Genomic DNA, 25,780 nt, shown 5'->3' with positions numbered 1-25,780 from the left:
GCATCAACCGGCTCAAACGGCACCGCGGCATCGCTACCCGGTTCGACAAACTCGCCGTCCGTTACGAAGCCACCATCCACATCGCTGCCATCAACGACTGGCTCGTCATTCTTTGAGACACGTCCTAGACCGCGCACGCCGGTGATCGGCCGCGGCGCGGCCGGGTCCTCGTCCTCGGACCCGGCCGAGCGGCCACGGCGCGATCAGCGTCCGCCGGCAGTGGCCATGGCCCTGATGTCGGACACATGCTCAAGACCCCACTCAGCCAAGGCGTGGACCGTGGCGTTGAGTGAAGCCCCGGCCGGAGTCACGGCGTATTCCACCCTGGGCGGCACCTCGTCATAGACATCGCGCCGTATCAGGCCGTCCGTCTCCATCGCCCGGAGTTGTTCGGAGAGAACCTTCTCGCTGATCCCGGGAATACGCCTTCTCAATTCGCCGAAGCGTACCGGCCGGCTGTGCAGCTCCCAGAGGATCGTCGCCTTCCATTTACCGGAGATCGCCGCCAGGGCGATGCCCAGGCCGCATGCCGCAGGATATTGCCGCATTATTCTCTCCACCCGCTAACCATGATGTAGGTGCTTACAATTAAGTCAGTACTTGTCGGCCTCATCGGGAGCCTCGTACTGTTCATCATGAACGACGAACGACCGAATAAGGAGCGACGAAGATGAACAAGGTGTTCTGGTTCGATGTGCCGGTGCGCGATATCGACCGCGCCTCGGAGTGGTACCACGACGTATTCGGCTGGGACGTGCAGCCCAGGCACCCGCAGGACGGAGGCGACGCGCTCAGCTTCCGTATGGCCTTCACCAGCCAGACGGGCGAAAGGAACACGCCGCTGAAGCCCGGCTCGGTGAACGGCGGCGTGGTGACGCGCGACATCGGCATCACGCAGCCGACCATTCTCATCGAGGTCGAAAACATCGACGAGAAGATCGAGCAGTTGGTCAAGGCCGGCGGTGGGATCGTGACCGAGAAGGTTCACCTGCCCCTCGCGGAGGGATATTTCGCCTACGTGACCGACCCGGACGGCAACGTCCTCGGGCTCTACGAGTGGGAGCAGTAGCCGGCCGACCGGCCCATCATCGGTGGCGCTGCGGGCCGCTGGAATGGATCATCGGCACACGAAGTCCCTGCGAAATGCGCAGACCACAGGAAATTGCATTTCCCAGGGCCTTCGTGTGCTGTCCGGAATGCCTTGGTGTTCCTCGCCACATCTGTCTCTTTCCTGTCCGCTGTCGGTCACGACGGTCGACCAGCATGGCATCGCGCATCGTCGTCCGACACTGGCAGGAGCGCCGATATTCACCAAATTCCTGCCACAGGGTGTGCTCGTGAGTGCTGGTTCCGTTGCGCTGGTCGTGATCGACGACACCATCCCCATGTGGGACATGTACGAGCTGGGCATCGTCTCAGCGGTCTTCGGCGTGGCCCATGACGATCTCGCGAACCCCTGGTACGACCTGCGGTTGTGCGGGAGGCGTCCAGGAGTTTCCTCCCCCCGGCCAGGGTTCGCGCTGAACGCGCCCTACGGATGGGACGAGCTGGAGAAGGCCGACACCGTGATCGTCCCGGCCGTGCCGGAGGAGTGCGTGAGGGGCGACCGCGACCTTCCCGCGGAGCTGATCAGCGCGCTGCGGCGGGCCGGCGCCGCGGGGGCACGCATGGTCTCGCTCTGCAACGGCGCGTTCGGGCTCGCTGCCGCGGGACTCCTCGACGGCCGCCTCGCCACCGCCCACTGGGAACACACTCATGTCCTGGCCGAGCGGTTTCCCGAGGTGAAGGTCGACGACGCCGCGCTGTACGTCGACGACGGTGACGTCCTCACCAGCGCCGGGCTCAGCGGCGGCCTCGACCTGTGCCTGCACATCGTCCGTCGGGACCTCGGCGCGCAGGTGGCCAACCAACTGGCCCGGCGCCTGGTGGTCCCCGCCCATCGGCCGGGCGGGCAGGCACAATTCGTGGAACGCGTCGTCGCCGTGACCGACGACGGCATCGCGCCCGTGCTGCACTGGGCCCTGGAGAATCTCGACCGTCCGCTCACCGTCGCCGACTTGGCCGCGCGCGCCGGAATGAGCGCGCGCAGTTTTCACCGGCACCTCCAGGCTTCGACCGGCATGAGCCCGATGAAGTGGCTGCTCCATCAGCGTCTCGCCCGCGCCCAGGCCCTTCTGGAGACCACCGACCTGCCCATCGACCACATCAGCGAGCGCAGCGGGCTGGGCACCGCCAACAATCTCCGCCACCACTTCGCCCTGCATGTGGGAATCACACCCACCGAATACCGGCGAGCTTTCCCCGCCTCCAGGGCAGGAGGCGGAAGCAAGGCGATCAGAGGGACGTCGGGCCGTAGAGGGCGTGCCGGGCACCGGTGGTGAAGGCCCAGTAGCGGTCCCCGTACGACCAGTGCCACCACTCCGTCGCGTAGTTGACCAGCCCCACCGGCTCCAGCGCCCCGGCGAGGATCTTGCGGTGCCGGCGCGCCGCCTCCGGCAGGTCCGGGGCCGCCGTGTAGCACAGCCCGCCGCTCTGCTCCGGCGTGTCGTTGATCGCCGTGCCCATGTCGTACTCGGCCCCGTCGGGGTCGCACAGCGTGAGGTCCACGGCGGCGCCGGCCGTGTGCGGGGCCACCTCGACGGGTGAGACGTAGCGGCTGGTGGCCGAGCGGAGCTCGTCCGGCGTCAGGCCGGGGAAGCGTTCGGCCAGCTCGGCGCGGTAGCCGTCGAAGATCTGCCGCTGCGAGGCGATCGTCCGGTGCCCCTCGACGATCAGCAGGTGGTACCCGTCGGGCAGGATGCGCTCGGCGCGTTCGAGCCGGTCGACGACGCCCTGCCGCAGGTGGGCGTACGCGCCCTCCGGATCGGCCATCCGCTCGTCCACCCGCAGCCGCCCGCGGACGTCGACCAGCGGCTCGCCGCTGTCCTCGAGGGGAATCGCGGCGACACGCGGATCGGAGATCAGCACGATGTCGCCAGTTGGGTGCCACATGTGCAGCAATTCTCACACAGTGTCGGAGAAGACCTGCTCTCGGGCTTGCTCCAGCGCGGCCACCAGAGCCCCGCGCAGGACGGGGTTGCCGGTCACGCCGGTGGCCGCGACCGTGGACCGGCTGGGGCTGATCCGGGCCGCGGCGATCTCGACGCGGCGGGCGAGCTCGGCCCCTCCCGCCTTGCCCACGTCGCCAGCGAGCACGATGAGCCCGGGGTCGAGGACGACGCTGACGGCGGCGACGGCCACGGCCAGCCGGGCGGCGACCGCGTCGAGGAAACCTGTGTTGCCGGCGGCGACCGCGGCCTCCACCAGCCCGGCGACCGACCCCGCGCGTGACGTCAAGCCGACGGAGGACGCGGGACCACCCGCCACACGCCCGTCCGCATCCGGGTCACCCGCCACACGTCCGTCCGCAGCAGCGCCGTCCGAGGGCAGCGACAAGCCGGACGGATCGGTCAGCCCATGGGCGCGCGCCAGGGCCGTCAACGCCTTCCGGCCCACGAGCCGCTGGTACGACCCCGACTGCGGCCGCCCCACGTCGTCCGGCAGCGGCTCCCCCGGCACCGGCAGCCAGCCGATCTCCCCCGCCCCGCCCGTGGTGCCGCGCCGCAGCCGCCCGTCCAGCATCACACCGAGCCCCTGCCCCACCCCCGCCCACATGACCACGAAGTCGTCGCGCCCGGCGGCGGCCCCGTGGCGGTGCTCGGCGAGGGCGACGAGGTTGACGTCGTTCTCGATGGTCACGGACGCCCCGAGCGAGCGGCGCAGGCTGGCGAGCACGCCCGAGTGCCAGGCGGGCAGGTCGTACGAGAAGCGCATGTCGCCCGTGCGGGGGTCCACGACGCCACGCGTGCCGATGACGAACGACCGCAGCTGCCCGAGCGTGATGCGGGCCGAGGCGCAGGCCCGCCGGACGGCGTCGTTGACGGCGGCGACGGGGTCCTCTCCCCCGGCGGGGTCCACGACGACCTCGACCACGACCCGGCCGGTGATGTCGGCGACGCCGACGGTGATGGAGTCGGGCAGCACCTCCAGCCCGGCGACGTGGGCGCTGGAGGGCACGACGCCGTAGAGGGCGGCGTTGGGGCCGCGGCCGCCGGCCCGTTCGCCGGCGACCTGGACGAGGCCGCGCTCCTCCAGCCGGGCGAGGAGCTGCCCGGCCGTGACCTTGGACAGGCCGGTCCGCTCGCCCAGCTCGGCGCGGGTCAGCGGCCCCTCGGAGATGAGCAGTTCGAGCGCGCTGCGGTCGTTGAGCCGGCGCAGCAGCCTGGGGACGCCCGGGTTGCGTGTCACGGGCTCCCTCCCCTCTCGTCACGAAACGCTAACGCCGGTTTCTTTTAAGAAAGTTTCTTGTTAGTTTACCACCATTCGACACTGACGATCAGCCAGGTGCGGGACCCCCGGGCCCGGCACCCGTATGAGCGCAGACCCCCGACGCGTTTTAGCCGGGAAGGGAGAACCCTAGTGAGGATCGCGAAGACCACGGCCGCTACGGTCACCACGGCCGCCTTGGCCCTGGGACTGGCCGCGTGCGGCGGCTCCTCCGAGCCGTCCAAGAGCCAGCCGGCGCAGTCCGCCTCGGCCGCCGGTCCCAAGTTCGCGGGCCAGAGCCTCACCGTCTGGCGTCTCGGCGACCCCAACGAGCCGTCGCAGAAGTACATGGACGAGCTCGTCGCGGAGTTCAAGACGCAGACCGGCGCCGACGCGAAGGTCCAGTGGATCCCGTGGCCGCAGGTCAACGACAAGTTCACGGCCGCAGCAGCCGGCGGCGAGGGCCCCGACGTGACCGAGATCGGCAACGACCAGGTGCCGCTGTGGCAGAGCCAGGACGCCCTGGCCCCCGTCACGTCGATCACCACCTCCGGCGACCAGGCCCAGATCCCGAAGAACCTCTTCGGCCTGGAGACCATCGACGGCGAGGTCTACGCCATGCCGTGGGGCGCCGGCACCCGCGCGGTCATGTACCGCACGGACTGGTTCAAGGAGCTCAAGATCGAGGTCCCGAAGACCTGGGACGAGCTGCTGGCCGCCGCCAAGAAGATCCAGGAGGAGAAGGGCAAGGACGTCGACGGGTTCGCCTTCAACGGCGGCTCCGACGCCAACCACCTGCTCGGCGCGCTCGCCTGGTCCGAGGGCGGCGACTACGCGGTCAAGGAGGGCGGCAAGTGGGTGGGCAAGCTCACCGACCCCGCCTTCAAGGCCGGTTTCGCGTCGTACACGGGGATCGTCACCTCCGGTGTGTCCGGCAAGTCGCGTCTGACGCAGAACACCACCGACATCCGCACCCGCTTCTCCAACGGCAAGGTCGGCATGTACCTCACGGCCTCGTGGGACATCGCCACCATCAAGGAGGAGAGCAAGGGCAAGATCAAGGACGGCCAGATGGCGTTCTTCCCGCTGCCCTCCAAGAGCGGCGGCGAGACCCCGGCCTTCTTCGGCGGCAACGACATCGCCGTCTGGAACGACGCCAAGAACAAGGAGCTCGCGACCGAGTTCGTGAAGCTGGCCTCCGGCAAGAAGTGGGCCGACCGGTACGCCAAGGACGGCGGCCTGCTCCCGGTCTACCCGGACACCCTGGCCGAGCTGGCCAAGGACCCGGCGCAGGCGCCGTTCGCCGCCGCCTTCGCCAAGGCCAAGGCCTTCCCCGCCGACCCGCAGTGGACCGAGGCCAACGAGACCAAGGCCGTCCTGCAGAACGCGGCCCGCTCGGTCATCGAGGGCAAGGCCACGGCGGATGACGCGCTGGCCTCGGCCAACAAGGAACTCGAAGACATCCTGAACCAGTCGTGACGATGACGGACACGTCAACGCTCGCCAGGGGCGGAGCCACCTCCGCCCCCGGGCGGCGCCGCGGCTCGCGCAGGCCCTCCCGCGCCGGCGGCATGCCGGCGTGGGCGGTGCCCTACGTCCTGCTCGTCCCCGGCATGGTGGTCATCGCGGGGCTGCTGCTGTACCCGATGGTGCAGATGGCGATCATCTCGTTCCAGGACATCAGCCTGCGGGTCATCCGCGGCGTCGCGGAGCCGAAGTGGGTCGGGCTCAAGAACTACCAGCAGATCCTGGACAACGAGATCTTCTGGTCCGCGCTGCGCAACACGGTCGTCTTCGCGCTCGTCACCGTGACGCTCACGCTGGTGCTCGGCACGGCGGTCGGCGTGCTGCTGCACCGGCTGAGCAAGCGGATGTCCACGTTCGTGATCATCGGGATCATGTCGGCGTGGGCGGTGCCCCCGGTGGCGCAGGGCACGATCTGGCGCTGGCTGTTCGACGCCGAGGCCGGCGTCATCAACTGGGCGCTGAACCTGCTGCCCGACTGGCTGTCGTCGCTGGTGTTCGGCCGGACCGACTGGTCGGGCGAGCCGTGGCTCAACGACGCCTGGTCGGTGTACGTGGTGCTGGTGCTGACCGTGGTCTGGGCGTCCTTCCCGTTCGTGGCGGTGTCGGTGCTCGCCGGGCTCAAGGGCATCCCGGCCGAGTTGTACGAGGCGGCCCGGGTGGACGGCTCCACCCCGATGCGGACGTTCAGGACGATCACCTTCCCGCTCCTCAAGCCGGTCTTCGCCGTGCTGACCATCCTGTCGATCATCTGGGACTTCAAGGTGCTCAGCCAGCTCTACGTGCTGCTCAACGGGCCCACCAACCGCGAGGCGTTCAACCTGTCCCTCTACTCGTACGCCGAGGCGTTCAAGGCGCCGCCGAAGATGGGCACGGGGGCGGCGATCGCGGTGGTGCTGACGATCATCCTGCTCTTCGTGACCGCCTTCTACACCCGGCAGATGGTCAAACAGGAGGACCTGGCATGAACCCGCTCGCCCGCAAGCGGCTCGCCCGGGGCGCGCTGAACACGGCCGGAGTGCTGGTCTTCCTCTTCGCCGTCTTCCCCGTCTACTGGATGATCTCGACCTCGTTCAAGGCGAACGACCAGATCTTCACCACGGACTTCATCCCGTTCCCCACGCACTTCACCCTCGACCACGTCGACCGGGTGCTCACGGAGGGCGTGGCGGGCAACCCCATCTGGGTCTACATGCGCAACAGCGCAATCGTGGCGCTCGGCACCGTGCTCGTCGGGTCGGCGTTCGCGCTGCTGGCGGCGACCGCGGTGGCGCGCTTCCGGTTCAGGGGGCGCACCGCGTTCCTGATCACGCTGCTCGTCGTGCAGATGATCCCGTGCGAGGCGCTGGTCATCCCGCTCTTCCTGAACGTCAAGCGCCTCGGCCTGTACGACAACCTGCTCGGGCTCATCGTGATCCAGGTGGGCATCACCCTCCCGTTCGGCGTCTGGATGCTGCGCACGTTCGTCGCGGCGGTGCCCAAGTCGCTGGAGGAGGCCGCGTGGATCGACGGCGCGAGCCGGTTCACCACGTTCAGGAAGGTGCTCTTCCCCCTGGTGGCTCCGGGCCTGGTCGCGACGAGCATCTTCTCGTTCATCACCGCCTGGAACGACCTGATCTTCGCGCTGGTGCTGATGAAGGAGAGCTCCGGCTACACCATGCCGGTCGCCCTGCAGTACTTCTTCGGGCAGCGCGGCACCGACTGGGGCGCCATCATGGCGACCTCCACGCTGATGACGCTGCCCGTCATCGCCTTCTTCCTGCTGGTGCAGCGCCGCATGGTCTCGGGCCTGGTGGCCGGGGCCGTCAAGGGCTGACCCTCCCCTGCCGCGGTCCCCGGCACGGCCGGCGTCCCTCCACACGCCGGTCCGTGCCGCGGACCGCCCGGGCCGGATCTTCCCGCGGCTCGGGCGGTCGCCGCCGGACAGCGAACACGCCACGGAACCACGCGGCGCCCTGCCGCATCCTTCCTCCCACGGACGACTCCTGGGGGGCTCCACGTTCGAGGGGATTCGATGAGTCACAGTGATCGGGGGCTGCGCCGCCTCGCGGCGGGCACGCTGCTGGCCGCGTTCGAGGGCACGACGGCGCCCGGATGGGTGCTGCGCGAGCTGGAGAACGGCCTCGGCGGCGTCACGCTCTTCGGCTTCAACGTCGCCGAGCCGGACGCGCTGGCCGAGCTGACCGCCTCCCTGCGGGCCGCCGGCGACCCCGTCGTCTCGCTCGACGAGGAGGGCGGGGACGTCACCCGGCTCGCCTACCACGTCGGCAGCCCGTACCCGGGCAACGCCGCGCTCGGCGCGGTGGACGATCCCGACCTCACCCGCCGCGTCTACCGGGCGATCGGCGCGGAGCTGGTCGCCTGCGGGGTGAACCTGGACATGGCGCCGGACGCCGACGTCAACACCGCGGCGGACAACCCGGTCATCGGCACCCGGGCGTTCGGCGACGACCCCGAGCTGGTCGCCCGGCACACCGTGGCGGCCGTCGAGGGGCTCCAGTCGGTCGGGGTCGCCGCCTGCGTCAAGCACTTCCCCGGCCACGGCGCCACCACCGTGGACTCGCACCTGGACGTGCCGTTCGTGGACGTGCCGCTGGACGTGCTGCGCGCCAGGGAGCTGGCGCCGTTCCGGGCGGCCGTCGCCGCGGGCACCAAGTCGATCATGACGGCGCACGTCGCGGTGCCGGTGCTGACCGGCGACCGGCCGGCCACGCTCTCCGCGGCCGCGCTCACCGGCCTGCTGCGCGACGAGCTCGGCTACCGGGGAGTGGTGATCTCCGACGCGCTCGACATGCAGGCCATCACCGACGGCGTGGGACTGGCCGAGGGGGCCGTCCAGTCCCTGGCCGCCGGCGCCGACCTGCTGTGCCTCGGGCCGAAGCCGGGGCCGGAGGACGTGGCGGGCATCATCGAGGCGATCGTGGCGGCGACCCGGGAGGGGCGTCTGCCGCTGGAGCGCCTGGAGGAGGCCGCCGCCCGTACGAGGGCGCTGCGCACCTGGTTCGGCACGCGCGCCGGCGCGGCCGGGCGCGGCGGGGGCGCTTCGGCGATCGGCCTGCACGCCGCGCGGCGCGCCGTCCGTCTCGACGGCTCGGCCGGGCCGCTGACCGACCCGCTGGTGGTGGAGGTGGACACCCCGCCGACCATCGCGGTCGGGGACGTGCCGTGGGGCGTCGCGCCGTGGCTGCCGCAGGCCGAGGTCGTCCGGGTACGGCCCGCCGACGCGGACGCGGGCGCCCTGCTGGAGCGCGCCGCCGGCAGGTCGCTGGTCGTGATCGTCAAGGACGCCCACCGCTACGCCGACAGCCGGGCGCTGGTGTCGGCGCTGGTGGCCGCCCGGCCCGACACGATCGTGGTGGAGATGGGCCTGCCGGTGTGGCGGCCGGGCAGCGCCGCCTACATCGCCACGTACGGCGCGGCCCGCGCCAACGCCCAGGCGGCCATGGAGCTCCTCACCGCCTGACGACCGCCCCTCCCCCGAGCCGGAGGCCCGCCGCCTGCCCGACGGGCCTCCTCGGGCATCCGGGTGGACGGCACGAGCAAGCGGGCCGCACCAGCAAGCGGGCAGCACGAGCAAGCGGGCAGCAGGAGCGGGCGGGCGTTCGGACGCTCGGTCGGTCGGTCGGTCCGGTCAGGAGGCGAAGATCTCCTCGTGGGCCTGCTGGAGGGCGGCCAGGACGGCGCCGCGCAGCACCGGGTTGCCCTCCAGGGTGCTGGTCGTCACCTGGGGCCGTACGGGGCAGATGCGGGCGACCGCCTCCTCCACCCGGGCGGTGAGGGCGCGCCCGCCGGCGTGGCCCACCTCGCCGCCCAGCACGACCAGCCCCGGATCGAGGATCACGCACACCGCGGCCACCCCCAGCGCGAGCCGGTGGGCCAGCTCGTCCAGCAGCGGCTCGCCCCGGTCGCCCGCCGCGAGCGCCACCTCCACGCACTCCCGCGCGCCGGCCGCCGCGAAGCCGTAGCCGGCGGCGAGCTCGGCCACCGCCTCGGCGCTGACCAGCGACTGCAGGCCGCCCGCCAGCGCGGGCAGGCGCCCCGGCGAGGTGCGGATCTCCTCGGGCAGCGGCGCGCCCGGCACCGCGAGGTAGCCGATCTCGCCCGCGCTGCCCGAGCGGCCCCGGTGAAGCTTGCCGCCGAGCATGACGGCCAGGCCGAGCCCGCGGCCGGCCCACAGCAGCACGAAGTCGTCGAGGCCCTCGGCGGCGCCGTCGGCGCGCTCGGCGACGGCGGCGAGGTTGACGTCGTTCTCGATGGTGACCTCGCGCTTGAGCTCGCCGGCCAGCGCCTCGTGGCTGCCCTCGTGCCAGCCCGGCAGGTCGAAGGCGTAGCGGACGTCGCCGGTGCGGGGATCGACGACGCCGGGCGTGCCGATCACGACGCCGCGCAGCTTGCCGACGCCGACCTTGGCGCTGCGGCAGGCCTTCATGATGGCGCCGTGGACCACGGGGACGAGGTCGTCGTGGCCGTTGGGGGCGAAGGTCACCTCCGCCACCGTGCGGCCGTGGATGTCGGCGACGGCCGCGGAGACCTGCTCGGGCCCGACCTCCAGGCCGGCCACGTACGCGCTGGAGGGGATGACGGAGTAGAGCGCCGCGTTGGGCCCGCGCCCGCCGGCCTGGGCGCCGACGACCTCGACCAGGCCGCGCTCCTCCAGCCGGGCAAGCGTCTGGGAGGCGGTGACCTTGGACAGGCCGGTCAGGTCGCCGATCTGCCCCCGGGTCATCGGGCCCGTGGCGAGCAGCAACTCGAGCGCGGCCCGGTCGTTGATCTCCCTGAGCAGTCTGGGCACACCAGGGCGTCGCTCCACGCTGAATCCCACCGTCTAATCGAAAAGGTTGTTGGAAGTTTAGCGCTCCTCCCGCCGCTAATCACCGCAGGTGAACGCGAGGATCCCTCGCGACGGCGGCCTCCTGGGCACGCTCCCATCCTGGCCCGGACCGCCGACGGACGTCGAGGGGGCGAAAAGGGGTCCGCGCAAAGGTCCGCGCAGGCAGGACCGCTGCCGCGACGCCGATCTCCGGGCCGTTCCGGCGGCCGTGCGCGTAATCACTGTTGACCAGGGGGGATAATCGACAACATGCGCCTATCCGCTCGTGTCGACTACGCCCTCCGTGCCGCCGCCGAACTCGCCGCAGCCGGTGCCGGCCCGACCACCGTGGGCGAGCTCGCCAAGGAGCAGGACATGCCGCCCAAGTACCTCGAGAACATCCTGCTGCAGATGCGCCGCGCGGGCCTGGTGCGCGGCCAGCGCGGCCCCGAGGGCGGCTACGTGCTGGCCCGCCCCGCGGCCCAGATCTCGCTCGCCGACGTGATCAGGGCGGTGGACGGGCCGCTGGCCAACGTCCGCGGCGAGCGTCCCGAGCACGTCGGCTACCGCGGCCCGGCCGAGTCGCTCCAGCAGGTCTGGATCGCGTTGCGGGCCACCGAGCGCTCCATCCTGGAGGAGGTCACGCTGGAGCAGGTCGCGAGCGGCACGCTGCCCGAGCGCGTCCGCCAGCTCGCCGCCGACCCCGCCGCCTGGGACTGATCCTCCCGGCTGCCCCACCGGGCACCGGGCGGGGCTTCCTAGACTGGAGTACATGCCCGAGGGAGACGCCGTCTACCGCGCCGCGGCGCGGCTGCGGGGAGCGCTCGACGGGCGGGTGCTGACCAGATCCGACTTCCGGGTGCCCCGCCACGCCACCGGCGACCTGCGCGGGCGCACGGTGCTGACCACCGTGTCCCGGGGCAAGCACCTGCTCACCCGCGTGGAGGGCGGCCTGACCGTGCACACCCACCTGCGCATGGACGGGATCTGGCGGATCACGCCGGCCCGCCGCGCGGTGCCCGGGACGGGCGGCGACGGGGTACGGCTCGTGCTGGCCAACGCGGAGTGGGCGGCCGTCGGCATCAAGCTCGGGATGGTGGACCTGCTGCGGACCGCCGGCGAGTCACAGGTCGTGGGGCATCTCGGCCCTGACCCGCTCGGCGACGACTGGGACGCGGCCGAGGCGGTGCGGCGGCTGATGCGGGAACCGGACAGGACGATCGGGGAGGCGCTGCTCGACCAGCGCAACCTGGCGGGGATCGGCACGATCTACCGCGCCGAGACGTTGTTCCTCAGGGGGATCTGGCCGTGGCGGAGGGTCGGTGAGGTGGCGGACCTGGAGGGGGCGGTCACGCTGGCCCGGCGGCTGTTGGACGCGAACAAGGCTCACGCGGGCACCGTGACGACGGGCGATCGCCGTCCCGGCGCGCAGACCTGGGTCTACGGCAGGGCGGGGCAGCCCTGTCGCCGATGCGGCACGCGCATCAGCCGTGGAGAGATGGGGGCACGGCCACAGGAACGGCTGATCCTGTGGTGCGGGGCCTGCCAGCCTCGCTAGGCGGCCACCATGTTCTTGACCTCGGGGAACACGGAGTCGGAGATGGACCCGGGCACCGACTCGCCCAGGGGGAGACGCTCGTGGTCGGGGACGTCCGCGAGAACGGGGGCAGCCTGCAGCTCGGCCAGGGCGAACTGGTCGGACACCTCACGCAGGACCTGCGACAGCGGAATGCCCAGGGCGCCGCAGATCGAGGCCAGCAACTCGGACGACGCCTCTTTCTGGCCACGCTCGACCTCGGACAAGTAGCCGAGCGAGACCCGCGCCAACGTGGACACCTCTCGGAGAGTGCGTCCCTGCCGCACGCGCAACCGCCTCAGCACGTCGCCGAGCAGCTGACGCAGCAAAATCATCTGTCGCTCCCTCCCCGGGGTGGAGGTCTTCACCACGCCCCGCGCGATCGGATCGGGCCGCCCGTCCTTCTTCTTCGCTTGGTACATGCTCCTCGCCGTCGTCATGGGGCCCTGCCGTCCCCGGATCGTCGCTCCCGGCCCGTCATGCGACACACCCGGCCTGCCTGCCGGGCGCTCGCTGCTTGACGTTGGCTCACGGACCTCACTCACAGCTCCACCGTACCTGTATCGACCGACACCGCGTCAGACCGTGCCTGTCATGTTCGCTCGGGACGTAACACGGTAATCACCCGGAATGTTCCCCCTTGTTCGGCTTAAGCACACCTGTAAGTAGATCAACCGCCTCGTCCACCGTCTCTACCCTGATACGTTCGCGGGACCCCTGGAGTCTCAACTCTCGCGCCCAGATTTCTCCCCCGGGCCCGCTGACGGCGACGTGCACGGTGCCGACCGGCTTGCCGTCCTGCGGCTCGGGCCCCGCCACCCCGGTCACCGCCAGCCCGTACGTCGCCGCGCACACCCGGGCCACGCCCGCGGCCATCGCCGCCGCGACGTCCGGGTGAACCGCCCCCTCCCGCGCCAGCAGGTCGTCCGGCACCCCCAGCAGCGCGTGCTTCAGGTCCGTGGCGTAGGAGACCACTCCGCCCCGGAACGCCTTGGACGCCCCCGGCACGGCGGTGATGGTCGCCCCGATGAGCCCCCCGGTCAGCGACTCGGCCACGGCGAGCGTGGCACCCCGCTCCACGAGCAGCGTGATCGCCTCGGCGGCCGGCGCCATGCTCATTCCCCTCTGGCCCGCCGCGCCACCTTGCGGAGCTTGACCGCGCGGACCACGTAGTCGACGCCCGTGGCCACCGTCACCACCAGGGCGGCGCCCATGACCACCCAGCGCAGCGGGTCGGGCACCCCCGGCAGGATGTACAGGACGATGGCCGCGATCTGCAGCACGGTCTTGACCTTGCCGCCGTAGCTGGCCGGGATGATCGCCCGGCGGATCAGCACGAAGCGCAGCACCGTGATGCCCAGCTCGCGGCCGAGGATCACCAGGGTGATCCACCAGGGCAGCTCGCCGAGGATCGACAGGCACACCAGGGCCGCCCCGGTCAGCGCCTTGTCGGCGATCGGGTCGGCGATCTTGCCGAAGTCGGTGATCAGCCCGTACCGGCGGGCCAGCTCACCGTCGAGGTGGTCGGTGATGGACGCCACGGCGAACACCGCCAGCGCCGCCAGGCGCCAGCCCGGGCCCGGCAGGAAGAGGCAGACGACGAAGAAGGGGACGAGCGCCAACCGCAGGACCGTGAGGACGTTGGCGATGTTCCACGGGCTGACCACGCGGCGCTCGTCCCTCGTCATGGACCGGCCTTGATGCGGGCGATCAGGTCGACCCCCTCGGCGTCGACCACGACCGCGCGCACGATCTGCCCCCGGACCAGGCCGATGCCCTGCACGGTCACGGACCCGTCGACCTCCGGCCCCTGGTGGGCGGCCCGGCCCTCGTAGCCGCCGTCACCGAGGTCGTCGTCGATGAGCACGTCGACCTCGGTGCCGATGCGCTCCTCGGCCCGCTGCGCGGTCAGCTCCTCGGCCAGCTCGGTCAGCACCCGCACCCGCTCGTCGATGACGTCCTGGTCGAGCTTGCCGTCGAAGCCGGCCGCCTCGGTGCCGTCCTCGTCGGAGTAGCCGAACACGCCGATGACGTCGAGCCGGGCCCGCTCCAGGAAGCCGACCAGCTCGCCGAACTCCTCCTCGGTCTCGCCCGGGAAGCCCACGATGAAGTTGGAGCGCACACCGGCCTCGGGGGCGTGCTCGCGGATGCTCTCCAGCAGCGCGAGGAAGCGCTCCGGGTCGCCGAAGCGGCGCATCCGGCGCAGCACCGTGCCGCTGGCGTGCTGGAAGGACAGGTCGAAGTACGGGGCGATCCCCTCGGTGCCCGCGATGACCTCCAGCAGCCCCGGCCGCAGCTCGGCCGGCTGCAGGTAGCTCACCCGCACCCGGTCGATGCCCTCGACGGCGGCCAGGCGCGGCAGCAGCTTCTCCAGCGCCCTCAGGTCGCCGAGGTCCTTGCCGTAGGAGGTGGAGTTCTCGCTGACCAGGACCAGCTCGCGCACGCCCCGGTGGGCGAGCCAGTCGGCCTCGGCCAGCAGCTCCTCGGGGTCGCGCGAGACGTAGGCGCCGCGGAAGGCCGGGATGGCGCAGAACGTGCAGCGCCGGTCGCAGCCGGAGGCGAGCTTGAGCGAGGCCACCGGGCTCTCGTCGAGCCGCTTGCGCAGCACGCGGGGGCCGCTGGCGGGGGCCAGCCCCTCGGGCAGGTCGCCGTGGCCCGGGATGGCGGCCCTGGGGGCCGCCGCCCGGTCGACGGGCGAGATGGGCAGCAGGGTGCGGCGATCACGCGGCGTGTGCGGCTTGAGCGGCCGCCCGGCGAGCACGTCGTCGAGGCGGCCGCCGATGTCGGCGTAGTCGTCGAAGGAGATGACCGCGCTGGCCTCGGGCAGCGCCTCGGCCAGCTCGTTGCCGTAGCGCTCGGCCATACAGCCCGCGGCGACCACCTTGGCCCCGGAGTCTGCCGCGGCCAGCAGCGTGTCGACGGAGTCCTTCTTCGCCGAGTCGATGAAGCCACACGTGTTGACGACGACGACATCAGGGTCGTCGTCGTCGAGCTGCCAGCCGGCAGCCTCGAGTCGCGCGGCCAGCTCCTCGGAGTCGACCTCGTTGCGCGCGCAGCCCAGGGTGATCAGCGATGCGGTTCGGCGGGATGACATGGTGAACACTACGGTATCGGGAGTTGGCCACCACCCGATGCACCGGCTACCTCGCAGGAGGCGCCGGCGGCCCGAACGAGCGGCGCACGGTCTGCCCGCGCGACCCCAGCTTGCCCACCTTCTTGCCGTTGACCTGCACCGACACCGCGGTGGCGTCGCTGACCTCAAGGTCGACCCGGTTGGGGGCCCGCCAGGTGGAAGTCATGCCCGCCTCCATCATCCCGGCGAAGAGCTTGCGCCCCTCGGCGTCGGCGACGTTGACGTAGGACGAGCGCTTGGCCTTGACCTGGACCACGACCTGGTTGGCGGCGACGGTCGGCCTGGCGCTCGCGCCCGTCCGCGGCGGGACCGGCTTGGCCCGCTGGTGCACCCCGGGGGCCGGCAGGCTCGGCACGGCGGGGATCTGCTCCACCCCGGCCTCCCGCGTGCCGCCGGCGCCGCCCATGACGCGCACGATGCCGAAGACGACGACGAGGCTCAGGGCCACGCCCAGGGCCATCGACCAGTTGGGCGAGCGCCGCTCGGCCGCGCGCAGCCTGCGGTCGGTGCGGAAGACGCTGGCCATGCGCACCGCGGGCGGTTCGCCGCCGTGCAGCTCGTCGTAGAGGTGGACCATGGCCTCGGGATCGAGGCCGAGCGCCCTGGACAGCGCCTTGATGTGGCCGCGCTCGTAGAAGTCGCCGCCGCACTGCGAGAACTCGTCACGCTCGAAGGCGTGGATGATCGCCTCGCGTATGCGCGTGAGCGCGCTGAGCTGCTCGACCGTCATGCCCGCCGACAGCCGGGCGGCGGAGAGCACGGCCCCGAGGCTCCGCGTCTCCGCGCCCGGTGCCGGCGCGCCCTGCTCGTGTGTCCTCTGGTCCTCCACGGCGCACGCCTCCAAGCCCCCGACGATGCGTAGTCAGTCCTATTCAACCAGTAATCGCCGAGGTTGGACACACCGGGGGTCACCCGCCGCGCAGGTCGGCCAGCAGGGCGGGCAGGTCGTCGGGCTTGACCAGCACCTCGCGGGCCTTGGAGCCCTCGCTGGGGCCGACCACGTCGCGGCTCTCCAGCAGGTCCATCAGCCGGCCGGCCTTGGCGAAGCCGACGCGCAGCTTGCGCTGGAGCATCGAGGTGGAGCCGAACTGGGTCGTCACGATCAGCTCGGCCGCCTGGATCAGCAGCTCCAGGTCGTCGCCGATGTCCTCGTCGATCTCCCGCTTGACCGGCGCCGCGGCCACGTCCTCGCGGTACTCGGCCTGCATCTGCGTCTTGCAGTGCGCGACGATCTCGGCGATCTCCTTCTCCGAGACGAACGCGTTCTGGATGCGGATGGGCTTGCTCGCGCCCATCGGCAGGAACAGCGCGTCGCCCTGGCCGACCAGCTTGTCGGCGCCGGGCTGGTCGAGGATGACCCGCGAGTCGGTGAGCGAGGAGACGGCGAAGGCCAGCCGGGAGGGGACGTTGGCCTTGATGAGGCCGGTGACGACGTCCACGGACGGCCGCTGGGTGGCGATGACGAGATGGATGCCGGCGGCGCGGGCGAGCTGGGTGATGCGCACGACCGAGTCCTCGACGTCGCGGGGGGCGACCATCATGAGGTCGGCCAGCTCGTCGACGATCACCAGCAGGTACGGGTAGGGCTGGTAGACCCGCTCGCTGCCCGGCGGCGGCTGGAGCTTGCCGGCCCGCACCGCCTTGTTGAACTCGTCCACGTGCCGGAACCCGGAGGCGGCCAGGTCGTCGTAGCGGCGGTCCATCTCGCCCACCACCCATTCGAGGGCCTCGGCGGCCTTCTTCGGGTTGGTGATGATCGGGGTGATCAGGTGGGGGATGCCCTCGTACACCGAGAGCTCCACCCGCTTGGGGTCGACGAGCACCATGCGCACCTCGTCGGGCGTGGCGCGCATGAGGATCGAGGTGATCAGGCCGTTGACGCAGACGGACTTGCCCGCGCCGGTGGCGCCCGCGATGAGCAGGTGGGGCATCTTGGCGAGGTTGGCCACGATCGTGCGGCCCTCGACGTCCTTGCCCAGGCCCACGATCATCGGGTGGTGGTCGGCCTGGGCCACCTGCGCGCGCAGCACGTCGCCGAGCGCCACGAGGTCCTTGTCGGCGTTGGGGATCTCCACGCCGATGGCCGACTTGCCGGGGATGGGCGACAGGATGCGCACGTCGGCCGACTTCACGGCGTAGGCGATGTTCTTGGTGAGCGCGGTGACCTTCTCCACCTTGACGGCGGGGCCGAGCTCGATCTCGTAGCGGGTCACCGTGGGGCCGCGGGTGAAGCCGATCACCTGGGCGTCGATGCCGAACTGCTCCAGCACGCTGGTGAGCGCGTTGACCACGACGGAGTTGGCCTTGGTCTGCGGCTTGGGCGGGGTGCCCTGCTTGAGGAACTGCAGGTCGGGCAGCCCGTACGGGCCGGCCTGCGGCGACAGGACGAGTTGCTCGACCTTGCGCGGCGCGGGCGTCGGCTCGGGCGGCTCGGACGGCTCCGGGCGGCGGACCGGCTCGGGCGCGGGCGGCTCCTCCTCCACCAGGCCGGGCACGATCTCGGGCGCGTGGTCGGGCCGCTTGTCCTGGTCGGCGAGGACGGGCGTGTCGTACGGCGGCTGGCCGTCGCGCTCGGGCGCGTCGTCGGCGGACTTGCGGACCCGGCGCGGCCGCCTGGCCTCGGGCCGCGGGGCGCCGGCCGGGGTGGCGCCCTTCTGCTCGAACAGCAGGTGACGCAGCTCCGACAGCCGCTCGGGGATCCGGTGGACCGGCGTGGCGGTGATCACCAGGACGCCGAAGCCCGACAGCATGAGCAGCAGCGGGATCGTGATCCACGAGGGCAGGATGCTCATGGGCGGGGCCGAGACGATGAACCCGATGAGGCCGCCCGCCTGGGCGACCCGGTCCATGCCGTCGTTGGCGGTGCCCGCGGGGTTGGGGTAGGGCACGTCGTTGGCCACGTGGATGACGCCGAGCACGCCGATCAGCAGCGCGCTCCAGCCGATCACCATGCGGCCCGTGTCGGCGTTCTGGTCGGGGTGGCGCAGGTAGCGCCAGGCCAGCAGGCCGAGCAGCAGCGGCAGCGCCCACGCCAGCGAGCCGAACATGGCGCGCACGACCACGTTGACGACGGTGGAGACCGTGCCCTCGGAGGCGCGCCAGGTCATCGCGGCCAGCACGATGGCGCCGGCCAGGACCGCGAGGCCCACGCCGTCGCGCCGGTGGGCCGGGTCGAGCTCGCGGGCGTTCTTGCCGAGCGCGCGGGCCGCGCCGCCGATGCCGTTGGCCACGAGCATCCACAACCCGACGACCAGCTTGCCGATCATCGTGAAGACCCAGGTGATCGGGTCCTGGTGGGTCAGGGACGCCTTGCGGGCCGGCGCGGAGCCCCTCGCCCTCGAACGCCCCGACGACGTGGATCCGCGCTTCGCGGGGGCCGGGCGCGGGCTGGTCGACCGCTTCGCCGGCCCCTTCGATGCGCTTTTCGGCGTACGGGTGGCCATGATGCCAAAGGTACGTCGGAGACACCGGCGAACGCACTCAGGCTCGCCGATGACCCCCGCGATCCGGTATCAGCCGGACACCTCGGACCGCTCGTGTCAGGCCGGGAAGCGGTAGGTCGTAGTGGAGGTGAAGCGCTCGCCCGGCCGCAGCACCGTGGAGGGGAACTCCGGCTGGTTGGGCGAGTCGGGGAAGTGCTGGGTCTCCAGGCAGAAGCCGGCGTGCGGCCCGTACGGCGTGGAGGCGCCGTCGAGCATGCCGCCCGCGTAGAACTGCACGCCCGGCTCGGTCGTGGTGACCTCCATGGTCAGGCCGCTGACCGGCTCGACGACGCGCATGTCGCCCGAGCCGTCGAGGACGAAGCAGTGGTCGTAGGCCCCGTCGAGGCGGGCGCCGATGGCGTGGGCAGTGGTGAAGTCGAACGGCGTGCCCTTGACCGGGGCGAGCTCGCCGGTGGGGATCTTGTCGTCGTCGACGGGCAGGTAGTGCTCGGCGCCGATGCGCAGCTCGTGGCCGAGCACGTCGCCGCCGCCGGCGAGGTTGAAGTAGGAGTGGTTGGTCAGGTTGAGCACGGTGGGCGCGTCGGTCTCGGCGGTGTAGTCGATGCGCAGGGCGTCGCCGTCGACCGTGTAGGTGACGGAGGCGGTCAGCGCGCCGGGGTAGCCCTGGTCGCCGTCGGGGCTGGTCAGGGTGAGCGTCACGGACGTGTCACCGGCGTCGGCGACCGTCCAGACCTTGCGGTCGAACCCCTCGACGCCGCCGTGGAGGCTGTTGGGCCCGTTGTTGACGGGCAGGGTGTGGGTGACGCCGTCGAGGGTGAACGTGCCGCCGGCGATGCGGTTGCCGTACCTGCCGACGACCGCCCCGAAGTAGCGGCTGCGGGTCAGGTAGTCCTCCAGCGTGTCGAGCCCGAGCACCACGTCGACGCCCGACACCTCCAGCGACTGGAGCACGGCGCCGTAGCTGAGCACGGCGGCGCGCAGCCGCCCGGAGGTCAGCTCGAAGCGTTCGACGCGCTCCCCCGACGGCAGTGTTCCGAACATCATGTGCGTGCCTCTCCCGTGGACTCTCGGACGATCAGGGTGGTCTCCAGCATCGTGACGCCCGTGGCCGCCTCGGCGTCGACCGACTGCAGCAGCATGTCGACGGCGATGCGACCGGCCGCGGCGGTGGGCATGGCGATGGTGGTGAGCTTGGGGCGGCTGAGCCGGCCGGCCACGATGTCGTCGACGCCGATCACGCTCACGTCGCGGGGCACCTCGACGCCGCGCTCGGCGAGGCCCTCGATGAGCCCGATGGCGACGAGGTCGTTGTAGGCGAGGACGCCGGTGGCGCCGGAGGCCACCACGTCGGCGGCGGCGGCCAGGCCGCCCGCCACGGTCGGCGGGTTGGGGCCGAGGAAGACGACGTCCACCTCGTTCATCGCGGCGGCCGCCTCCTGCATCTCCTTGCTGGTCCACGACCCGCTCGGGCCGGTGACCACGGCCAGCCGGCGGTGGCCGAGTTCGGTGAGGTGCTCGACGGCGAGGCGGGCCCCCCGCCCGACGTCCATGAGGACCGTGGGCATGCCCTTGACCCTGCGGTTGACCAGGACGAACGGGATCTCCTCGCGCAGGCGCTCTATCGTCCTGTTCGTCAGGCGCGGACTGCACAGCAGGACGCCGTCGACCTGTTTGGTGAGGGTCTGGATCAGATCCTCCTCGGCCTTCGGGTCCTCGTCGGTGTCGGCCACGAAGACGTGGTAGTCGCGCAGCCGGGCCTGGGCCTGGGCGGCCTTGATGAGCGGCGGGAAGAAGGGGTTGGCGATGTCGGCCACGATGAGGCCGAGGTTGTGGGTGCGCCCGGTGGTCAGCGCGCGGGCGGCGCGGTTGGGCCGGTAGCCGAGGTCCTCGGCGACGGCCAGCACGCGGGTGCGGGTCTCCGGGTTGACCAGGTGCGGCGCGGAGAAGGAGCGCGACACCGTGGAGACGTGGACGCCGGAAGCGCGGGCCACGTCGCGAATCGTCACTGCCACGCCTGGCTTCCTCCGACCACAGCTGTACTTTAGTGCAAGCGTTTGTATTGCTGTCAATGAGCCGTCGCCGCCTGGCCAGCACTGTCGGCGCACCACCCTATCCCTATGTTCCCCCAAGTGGGAGGGGCGGCCACCCCATCGCCGCTTGACGTTGCCGGAACGAAACCTCAATACTTTTTGCAACCGGTTGCCGAACCATACCCCCAGGAGTGGTGAAAGATCCGATGACACGAACACTGGTGACCGGGAGCGCCGGCCGGCTCGGGCGCAGCGTGGTCACCACATTGGCGCAGGCCGGCCACGAGGTGATCGGGGTCGACGTCGCGCCGGGCACTCCCCCGGAGGCCGCCTCCACGCTGCCCGCCGACCTGACCGACCTCGGCCAGGCGTACGACGTGCTCAACCGCTACCGTCCCGACGTGGTGGTGCACCTGGCCGCCATCGCGACCCCGTTCAGCCGGCCCGAGGGCGTCATCTACCGGACCAACACCCAGCTCGCCTTCAACGTCTGCGAGGCGGCGAGCGGCACCGGAGTCGGCCGGGTGGTCGTCGCCAGCAGCCCGACCGTCATCGGCTACGGCGCGCCCCGCGGCTGGGCGCCGCGCTACCTGCCGATCGACGAGGAGCACCCGGCCGAGCCGTGGAACGCCTACAGCCTGTCGAAGCTGGTGGCCGAGCAGACCATGGCCGCCTTCGCGCGCGCCTCGGCGACCAGGTACGCGGCCGTGCGGCCGTGCTTCGTGGTGGCCCCCGAGGAGTGGGCCGGCGCGCCCACCCAGTCCGGCCACACGATCGCCGAGCGGCTGGACCGGCCGGACATCGCCGGGGCGTCGCTGTTCAACTACATCGACGCGCGCGACGCCTCCGAGATGATCTCCGTCCTGATCGACCGCATGGGGGACGTGCCGAGCGGCGAGGTCTTCTTCGCCGGCGCGGCCGACGCCCTCGCCCGAGAGCCCCTGGCGGAGCTGCTGCCCGCCGTCAACCCCGCCACCGCGGCCGCCGCCGCCGCGCTGACCGGCACCGCCCCCGCCTTCTCCTCGGCCAAGGCCGAGCGGCTGCTGGGCTGGACCCCCAAGCGCGACTGGCGAACCGAACTGGAGATCGGATGAACCTCAGCGGGATCCTCTTCTTCCCGGTCACGCCGTTCGACGCCGAGGGGCGACTGGCCGAGGGGGTGCTGGCCGAGCACGTCGGGCGCGGCCTCGAACACCGGCCGGGCGCCGTCTTCGTCGCCTGCGGCACCGGCGAGTTCCCCGCCCTGTCGGAGGCCGAGCACGAGGCGGCGGTCCGGGTGGCCGTCACGGCGGCGAGGGGCGGGACCCCGGTGCTGGCCGGCGCGGGCGGGCCGCTCGGCTCGGCGCTGCGCCAGGCGCGCGCGGCCCGCGAGGCGGGGGCCGACGGGCTGCTGCTCATGCCGCCGTACTTGGCCATGGGGCCGCGCGAGGGCTTCACCGCGTACGTGCGGGCGGTCGCCGAGGTGCTCCCCGTGATCATCTACATGCGCGGCTCGGTGGTGCTCACCCCCGAGCAGGTGGTGGAGCTGGCCCGGATCCCCGGCGTCGTTGGCCTGAAGGACGGGCTGGGCGACATCGACCTCATCCAGCGCGTGGTCCTGGCCGTGCGGCGCGAGATCGGGCCGGGCTTCGCGTTCTTCAACGGGCTGCCGACGGCCGAGCTGACCATGGGCGCCTACCGCGGCATCGGCGTCGAGCTGTACTCCTCCGCGGTGTTCGCGTTCGCCCCGGAGATCGCCACCGCCTACCTCGCGGGCGCCGAGAGCCTGCTCACCGAGTTCTACGAGCCACTCGTACGGCTGCGCTCCAAGGTCCCGGGGTACGCCGTGTCGCTGGTCAAGGCCGGGGTGCGGCTGACCGGCCTGGACCCGGGCCCGGTGCGGCCCCCGCTGGTGGACGCCGCGCCCGAGCACGTGGCCGAGCTGGCGGAGCTCGTCCGGCACGGCAGGTCCGTCGCGGCCGCGCACGGCAGGACCGCGGCGACGGCGGCCGGCCGGTGATCCGCGACCTGCGGGTGAGCGCCCGCACGGCCGCCCTGCCGCGCCCGTGGGGGCCGGACGTGCCCGTCAACCACGTGCTGGTCGTCGAGGTGGTCCTGGACGACGGCCGGGTCGGCACGGGCTTCTCCTGGACGCCGCAGATCGGCGCGCGGGCCGTGCGGGCGCTGCTGGAGCACGACGTCCGCGAGGCGCTCGTCGGCTTCGACCCGCACCCGGAGGTGGTGTGGGACCGGCTCTGGCGGCACCTGCGCGAGGCGGGCCCCGGCGGCCTCACCACCATCGCGCTCGCGGGCGTGGACCTCGCGCTGTGGGACCTGCGGTGCGGCGAGCGGGGCATCGTGGACGTGCTCGGCCGCCGCAGGGACACCGTTCCGGTCTACGGCAGCGGCGTCAACCTGCACTACACGCTGGAGGAGCTGGTCGCGCAGGCCGAGCGGTGGAAGGCCGCCGGCCATCCGGCCGTCAAGATCAAGGTGGGCCGGCCCGACCTGCGCGAGGACGTCGAGCGGGTGGCGGCGGTCCGCGAGGTGATCGGGCCGGACCGGCTGCTGATGATCGACGCCAACCAGCGCTGGGACCTGCACCGGGCCCGCCGCGCGGTGGCAGAGCTGGCGCCGTACGGACTGCACTGGCTGGAGGAGCCGCTGCCGGCCGACGACGTGGCCGCGCACGTGGAGCTGCGCCGGTCGGTGGACGTGCCGATCGCGGTCGGCGAGAACGTCTACACCGTCTACGGCTTCCGCGACCTGCTGACCGCGGGCGCCTGCGACGTGGTCCAGCCCAACGTGGTCAGGGTCGGCGGAATCACGCCGTTCCTGCGGATCGCGGAGCTGGCCCGGGCGTTCGACGTGCCCGTCCATCCGCATCTGCTGCCCGACCTGTCGGCGCAGCTCGCGCTCACGCTGCCGCTGCCGTGCATGGCCGAGGAGGTCGAGGAGGCCTCGTTCGCGGCCCTCGGGCTGCTGGAGGAGCCGTACCCGGTCCGGGTGAGCGGTGGGAAGCTGAGCGTCGGCGAGCATCGGGGCCTCGGGCTCCGCTGGAGGTGAGCATGCGGGTCGTACTCGCGGGCACGCGGGGGTTCGGAGCCCACTACCTGGAGCGGCTGCGGCACCTGCGGGACGTGGTCGAGCTGGCCGGCGTCTGCGACACCGCGCCGCCGGAGCCGGGGGCGCTCGACGGGCTGGGCGAGCCGGAGTTCTCCCCCGACCTGCCCGAGCTGGTCAAGCGGACCGGGGCGCGGATCGCGATCCTGGCCACGCCCATCCCCACGCACGCCGAGCTCACCCTGGCCGCGCTGGCGGCGGGGGCGCACGTGCTGGTGGAGAAGCCGACGGCGGCCACGCTGGCCGACTTCGAGCGCATGGAGCGGGCCGCCGCCGAGGCCGGTCTGGCCTGCCAGGTGGGCTTCCAGAGCCTCGGGTCGGCGGCGATCCCGGCGGTGCGCGAGATGATCGCCTCTGGGGTGATCGGCCGGGTCACCGGGATCGGCGTGGGCGGCGCCTGGCCGCGGCCCGCCTCCTACTTCACGCGCAGCCCCTGGGCGGGGCGGCGCCGGCTCGACGGCGTGGACGTCGTGGACGGGGCGCTGACCAACCCGTTCGCGCACGCGCTGGCGACCGCCCTCGCGGTGGCGGGGACCGAGGAGCGCGGCACCGTCGAGGCGGTCGAGACCGAGCTGTTCCACGCCAACGCCATCGAGTCGGACGACACCTCGGCGATCCGCGTCAGGACCGTGGACGGGCCGCCGATCGTGGCCGCGGTGACGCTGTGCGCCGCCGGCCGGGACGAGCCGTACGTGGTCGTCCACGGGGAGCGGGGGCGGATCCGGCTCACGTACACGCTGGACGAGGTCCAGGTGAACGACGGGCCCGTGCGGCGCTTCGGCCGGACCGACCTGCTGCGCAACCTGGTGGCGCACGTCGGCTCCGGCGAGCCGCTGCTCGTGCCGATCGCCAGGACCGGGGCGTTCATGGAGGTCATGGAGGCCATCCGGCTCGCGCCCGACCCGCTGCCGATCTCCGCGGACCATCTCGACCGCTCCGGCGAGGGCGTGGTGCTGCCGGGCGTCGCCGGCCTGGTCGACGCGAGCGCGGACCGGCTCGCGCTGTTCTCCGAGCTGGGCGCCTCCTGGGCGACGCCGCTGCTGGCCGGTGACACGGTCGTCGCGGAGTACGTCACCCGGCCCGACCTGCCGCTCACCGAGTCGCCCCGGCCGTACCTGCACCCGGTGCGCACCCTGGGCGGGACCGTCGTGACCGAGGTCCGGCCGCCGGACCACCCGCACCATCTGGGCGCCGGCGTGGCCGTCACGGACGTGGGCGGGCGCAACTTCTGGGGCGGGCGCACCTACGTCCGCGACCAGGGGCCCACCTGGCTCGACGACCACGGCGTGCAGCGGCACGTGGCGTTCGAGGAGCGTGACGCGGCCGGATTCGCCGAGACGCTGCTGTGGGAGCGGCCGGGCGAGGACCCGGTCGTGCGCGAGGAGCGGACGGCGCGGGCGGTGCCGCTGTCGCGGGGCTGGGCGCTGCGCTTCTCCTTCACCCTGCGCAACCTCACCGGCTCGCCGCTGACCGTCCGGAGCTCGGCCACCAAGGGCCGGGCCGGCGCCGGGTACGGCGGGTTCTTCTGGCGGGCTCCCGCCGGATCGCCGGGGCTGCGGGTCTTCACCGGCGGGGCCGAGGGCGAGCAGGCGGTCCACGGGTCGCGCGCGCCGTGGCTGGCGCTGTCGGCCGAGGACTGGACGCTGGTGTTCGCCCAGGACGACGACCCGTGGTTCGTGCGGGTCGCCGAGTATCCCGGGGTGGGCACGGCGCTGGCCTGGGACACGCCGCTGGTCTTCGACGACGTGCTGGCCCGCCGGGTCACCGTGGTGGTGGCCGACGGCCGCGTGGCGCCCGGGGACGTCCCCGCGCTGGTGGCCGAGGCCACGGGATGACCCTCCGGGCGCCTGGGCTTCG

At 72.2% G+C, this 25,780-nt stretch carries 24 protein-coding genes; 12 read left to right on the top strand and 12 right to left on the bottom strand.

The window, feature by feature from the left end; genetic code table 11:
• Positions 1-203 precede the first annotated feature (203 nt).
• Complete coding sequence (locus HTZ77_RS36920; protein WP_175594381.1) at positions 204-548, bottom strand: winged helix-turn-helix transcriptional regulator; 345 nt, start codon at positions 546-548, stop codon at positions 204-206.
• Positions 549-670: 122 nt separating this feature from the next.
• On the opposite strand from HTZ77_RS36920, the gene HTZ77_RS36915 reads away from it, so the two are divergent.
• Positions 671-1,069 carry a VOC family protein gene (locus HTZ77_RS36915; protein ID WP_175594380.1) on the top strand — a complete coding sequence of 133 codons (399 nt, stop codon included), beginning with the start codon at positions 671-673 and terminating at the stop codon, positions 1,067-1,069.
• A gap of 316 nt (positions 1,070-1,385) precedes the next feature.
• A complete protein-coding gene (locus tag HTZ77_RS36910; RefSeq protein WP_175594408.1) occupies positions 1,386-2,381 on the top strand; it encodes a GlxA family transcriptional regulator in 996 nt (331 codons plus the stop codon).
• Here HTZ77_RS36910 and HTZ77_RS36905 read toward each other — a convergent pair.
• Together HTZ77_RS36905 and HTZ77_RS36900 are read right to left on the bottom strand one after the other, a co-directional pair.
• Complete coding sequence (locus HTZ77_RS36905) at positions 2,335-2,991, bottom strand: M15 family metallopeptidase (protein WP_175594379.1); 657 nt, start codon at positions 2,989-2,991, stop codon at positions 2,335-2,337. The genes HTZ77_RS36910 and HTZ77_RS36905 overlap by 47 nt on opposite strands.
• Before the next feature lie 12 nt (positions 2,992-3,003).
• Entirely contained in the window at positions 3,004-4,287 is a 1,284-nt protein-coding gene (locus HTZ77_RS36900) for an ROK family transcriptional regulator (RefSeq protein ID WP_175594378.1), read from the bottom strand.
• Positions 4,288-4,458: 171 nt separating this feature from the next.
• Here HTZ77_RS36900 and HTZ77_RS36895 point away from each other — a divergent pair, with 171 nt between their 5' ends.
• From HTZ77_RS36895 to HTZ77_RS36880, 4 genes are all read left to right on the top strand, one after another.
• Positions 4,459-5,784 (top strand): extracellular solute-binding protein, encoded by a 1,326-nt coding sequence (locus HTZ77_RS36895; RefSeq protein ID WP_175594377.1) that lies wholly within the window; start codon positions 4,459-4,461, stop codon positions 5,782-5,784.
• Positions 5,785-5,786: 2 nt separating this feature from the next.
• Entirely contained in the window at positions 5,787-6,797 is a 1,011-nt protein-coding gene (locus HTZ77_RS36890; protein WP_175594376.1) for a carbohydrate ABC transporter permease, read from the top strand.
• Positions 6,794-7,645, top strand: coding sequence for a carbohydrate ABC transporter permease (locus HTZ77_RS36885; RefSeq protein ID WP_175594375.1), 852 nt, complete (start codon positions 6,794-6,796; stop codon positions 7,643-7,645). The genes HTZ77_RS36890 and HTZ77_RS36885 overlap by 4 nt, the downstream gene beginning before the upstream one ends.
• Positions 7,646-7,843: 198 nt before the next feature.
• Entirely contained in the window at positions 7,844-9,292 is a 1,449-nt protein-coding gene (locus HTZ77_RS36880) for a glycoside hydrolase family 3 protein (RefSeq protein ID WP_175594374.1), read from the top strand.
• A 168-nt stretch (positions 9,293-9,460) separates the two neighbouring features.
• Here HTZ77_RS36880 and HTZ77_RS36875 read toward each other — a convergent pair whose 3' ends face one another.
• Positions 9,461-10,639, bottom strand: a complete 1,179-nt coding sequence (locus HTZ77_RS36875; protein ID WP_175594373.1) for an ROK family transcriptional regulator — start codon at positions 10,637-10,639, stop codon at positions 9,461-9,463.
• A gap of 270 nt (positions 10,640-10,909) precedes the next feature.
• Between HTZ77_RS36875 and HTZ77_RS36870 the strand changes: the two genes are divergently transcribed.
• Entirely contained in the window at positions 10,910-11,359 is a 450-nt protein-coding gene (locus HTZ77_RS36870) for an RrF2 family transcriptional regulator (RefSeq protein ID WP_175594372.1), read from the top strand.
• Positions 11,360-11,411: 52 nt separating this feature from the next.
• Positions 11,412-12,197 (top strand): Fpg/Nei family DNA glycosylase, encoded by a 786-nt coding sequence (locus HTZ77_RS36865; protein ID WP_175594371.1) that lies wholly within the window; start codon positions 11,412-11,414, stop codon positions 12,195-12,197.
• On the opposite strand, the gene HTZ77_RS36860 is transcribed toward HTZ77_RS36865, so the two are convergent.
• From HTZ77_RS36860 to HTZ77_RS36825, 8 genes are all read right to left on the bottom strand, one after another.
• Positions 12,194-12,550 carry a helix-turn-helix domain-containing protein gene (locus HTZ77_RS36860; RefSeq protein WP_175594370.1) on the bottom strand — a complete coding sequence of 119 codons (357 nt, stop codon included), beginning with the start codon at positions 12,548-12,550 and terminating at the stop codon, positions 12,194-12,196. The genes HTZ77_RS36865 and HTZ77_RS36860 overlap by 4 nt on opposite strands.
• 286 nt (positions 12,551-12,836) lie before the next feature.
• Entirely contained in the window at positions 12,837-13,328 is a 492-nt protein-coding gene (locus HTZ77_RS36855; protein WP_235995670.1) for a CinA family protein, read from the bottom strand.
• A 2-nt stretch (positions 13,329-13,330) separates the two neighbouring features.
• Complete coding sequence (pgsA, locus tag HTZ77_RS36850; protein WP_175594368.1) at positions 13,331-13,903, bottom strand: CDP-diacylglycerol--glycerol-3-phosphate 3-phosphatidyltransferase; 573 nt, start codon at positions 13,901-13,903, stop codon at positions 13,331-13,333.
• A complete protein-coding gene (rimO, locus tag HTZ77_RS36845; RefSeq protein ID WP_175594367.1) occupies positions 13,900-15,309 on the bottom strand; it encodes a 30S ribosomal protein S12 methylthiotransferase RimO in 1,410 nt (469 codons plus the stop codon). The genes pgsA and rimO overlap by 4 nt, the downstream gene beginning before the upstream one ends.
• A gap of 46 nt (positions 15,310-15,355) precedes the next feature.
• The gene (locus HTZ77_RS36840) at positions 15,356-16,177 is read right to left on the bottom strand and encodes a helix-turn-helix domain-containing protein (protein ID WP_175594366.1); all 822 of its coding nucleotides are present in this window, start codon (positions 16,175-16,177) and stop codon (positions 15,356-15,358) included.
• Between the two features lie 79 nt (positions 16,178-16,256).
• Complete coding sequence (locus HTZ77_RS36835) at positions 16,257-18,791, bottom strand: DNA translocase FtsK (RefSeq protein ID WP_175594365.1); 2,535 nt, start codon at positions 18,789-18,791, stop codon at positions 16,257-16,259.
• Between the two features lie 96 nt (positions 18,792-18,887).
• A complete protein-coding gene (locus HTZ77_RS36830; RefSeq protein ID WP_175594364.1) occupies positions 18,888-19,835 on the bottom strand; it encodes an aldose epimerase family protein in 948 nt (315 codons plus the stop codon).
• On the bottom strand, positions 19,832-20,803 hold the full coding sequence (locus HTZ77_RS36825; RefSeq protein ID WP_175594363.1) for a LacI family DNA-binding transcriptional regulator: 972 nt from the start codon (positions 20,801-20,803) through the stop codon (positions 19,832-19,834). Before HTZ77_RS36825 ends, HTZ77_RS36830 begins: the two co-directional genes overlap by 4 nt.
• 224 nt (positions 20,804-21,027) lie before the next feature.
• Here HTZ77_RS36825 and HTZ77_RS36820 point away from each other — a divergent pair, with 224 nt between their 5' ends.
• From HTZ77_RS36820 to HTZ77_RS36805, 4 genes are read left to right on the top strand one after another with little or no spacing between them, the layout of a single operon-like run.
• Positions 21,028-21,915, top strand: a complete 888-nt coding sequence (locus HTZ77_RS36820; RefSeq protein ID WP_175594362.1) for an NAD-dependent epimerase/dehydratase family protein — start codon at positions 21,028-21,030, stop codon at positions 21,913-21,915.
• Entirely contained in the window at positions 21,912-22,820 is a 909-nt protein-coding gene (locus HTZ77_RS36815) for a 5-dehydro-4-deoxyglucarate dehydratase (protein ID WP_175594361.1), read from the top strand. The genes HTZ77_RS36820 and HTZ77_RS36815 overlap by 4 nt, the downstream gene beginning before the upstream one ends.
• Entirely contained in the window at positions 22,820-23,866 is a 1,047-nt protein-coding gene (locus HTZ77_RS36810) for a mandelate racemase/muconate lactonizing enzyme family protein (RefSeq protein WP_407940631.1), read from the top strand. Before HTZ77_RS36815 ends, HTZ77_RS36810 begins: the two co-directional genes overlap by 1 nt.
• Before the next feature lie 2 nt (positions 23,867-23,868).
• Entirely contained in the window at positions 23,869-25,758 is a 1,890-nt protein-coding gene (locus HTZ77_RS36805; protein ID WP_175594359.1) for a DUF6807 family protein, read from the top strand.
• Positions 25,759-25,780 lie beyond the last annotated feature (22 nt).

It is taken from the genome of Nonomuraea montanisoli, assembly GCF_013363975.1.
Classification (GTDB): domain Bacteria; phylum Actinomycetota; class Actinomycetes; order Streptosporangiales; family Streptosporangiaceae; genus Nonomuraea; species Nonomuraea montanisoli.
The sequence above is the reverse complement of the archived record's forward strand: the minus strand, read 5'-3'. Positions and strand labels throughout refer to the sequence as shown.

Excerpts from the sequence above, each read along its gene's own strand:
- HTZ77_RS36920 (WP_175594381.1), bottom strand. The coding sequence starts at position 548 with ATGCGGCAATATCCTGCGGCATGCGGCCTGGGCATCGCCCTGGCGGCG.
- HTZ77_RS36915 (WP_175594380.1), top strand. The coding sequence starts at position 671 with ATGAACAAGGTGTTCTGGTTCGATGTGCCGGTGCGCGATATCGACCGC.
- HTZ77_RS36910 (WP_175594408.1), top strand. The coding sequence starts at position 1,386 with ATGTGGGACATGTACGAGCTGGGCATCGTCTCAGCGGTCTTCGGCGTG.
- HTZ77_RS36905 (WP_175594379.1), bottom strand. The coding sequence starts at position 2,991 with ATGTGGCACCCAACTGGCGACATCGTGCTGATCTCCGATCCGCGTGTC.
- HTZ77_RS36890 (WP_175594376.1), top strand. The coding sequence starts at position 5,787 with ATGACGGACACGTCAACGCTCGCCAGGGGCGGAGCCACCTCCGCCCCC.
- HTZ77_RS36885 (WP_175594375.1), top strand. The coding sequence starts at position 6,794 with ATGAACCCGCTCGCCCGCAAGCGGCTCGCCCGGGGCGCGCTGAACACG.
- HTZ77_RS36880 (WP_175594374.1), top strand. The coding sequence starts at position 7,844 with ATGAGTCACAGTGATCGGGGGCTGCGCCGCCTCGCGGCGGGCACGCTG.
- HTZ77_RS36870 (WP_175594372.1), top strand. The coding sequence starts at position 10,910 with ATGCGCCTATCCGCTCGTGTCGACTACGCCCTCCGTGCCGCCGCCGAA.
- HTZ77_RS36865 (WP_175594371.1), top strand. The coding sequence starts at position 11,412 with ATGCCCGAGGGAGACGCCGTCTACCGCGCCGCGGCGCGGCTGCGGGGA.
- HTZ77_RS36860 (WP_175594370.1), bottom strand. The coding sequence starts at position 12,550 with ATGATTTTGCTGCGTCAGCTGCTCGGCGACGTGCTGAGGCGGTTGCGC.
- HTZ77_RS36855 (WP_235995670.1), bottom strand. The coding sequence starts at position 13,328 with ATGGCGCCGGCCGCCGAGGCGATCACGCTGCTCGTGGAGCGGGGTGCC.
- pgsA (WP_175594368.1), bottom strand. The coding sequence starts at position 13,903 with ATGACGAGGGACGAGCGCCGCGTGGTCAGCCCGTGGAACATCGCCAAC.
- rimO (WP_175594367.1), bottom strand. The coding sequence starts at position 15,309 with ATGTCATCCCGCCGAACCGCATCGCTGATCACCCTGGGCTGCGCGCGC.
- HTZ77_RS36835 (WP_175594365.1), bottom strand. The coding sequence starts at position 18,791 with ATGGCCACCCGTACGCCGAAAAGCGCATCGAAGGGGCCGGCGAAGCGG.
- HTZ77_RS36830 (WP_175594364.1), bottom strand. The coding sequence starts at position 19,835 with ATGATGTTCGGAACACTGCCGTCGGGGGAGCGCGTCGAACGCTTCGAG.
- HTZ77_RS36820 (WP_175594362.1), top strand. The coding sequence starts at position 21,028 with ATGACACGAACACTGGTGACCGGGAGCGCCGGCCGGCTCGGGCGCAGC.
- HTZ77_RS36815 (WP_175594361.1), top strand. The coding sequence starts at position 21,912 with ATGAACCTCAGCGGGATCCTCTTCTTCCCGGTCACGCCGTTCGACGCC.
- HTZ77_RS36805 (WP_175594359.1), top strand. The coding sequence starts at position 23,869 with ATGCGGGTCGTACTCGCGGGCACGCGGGGGTTCGGAGCCCACTACCTG.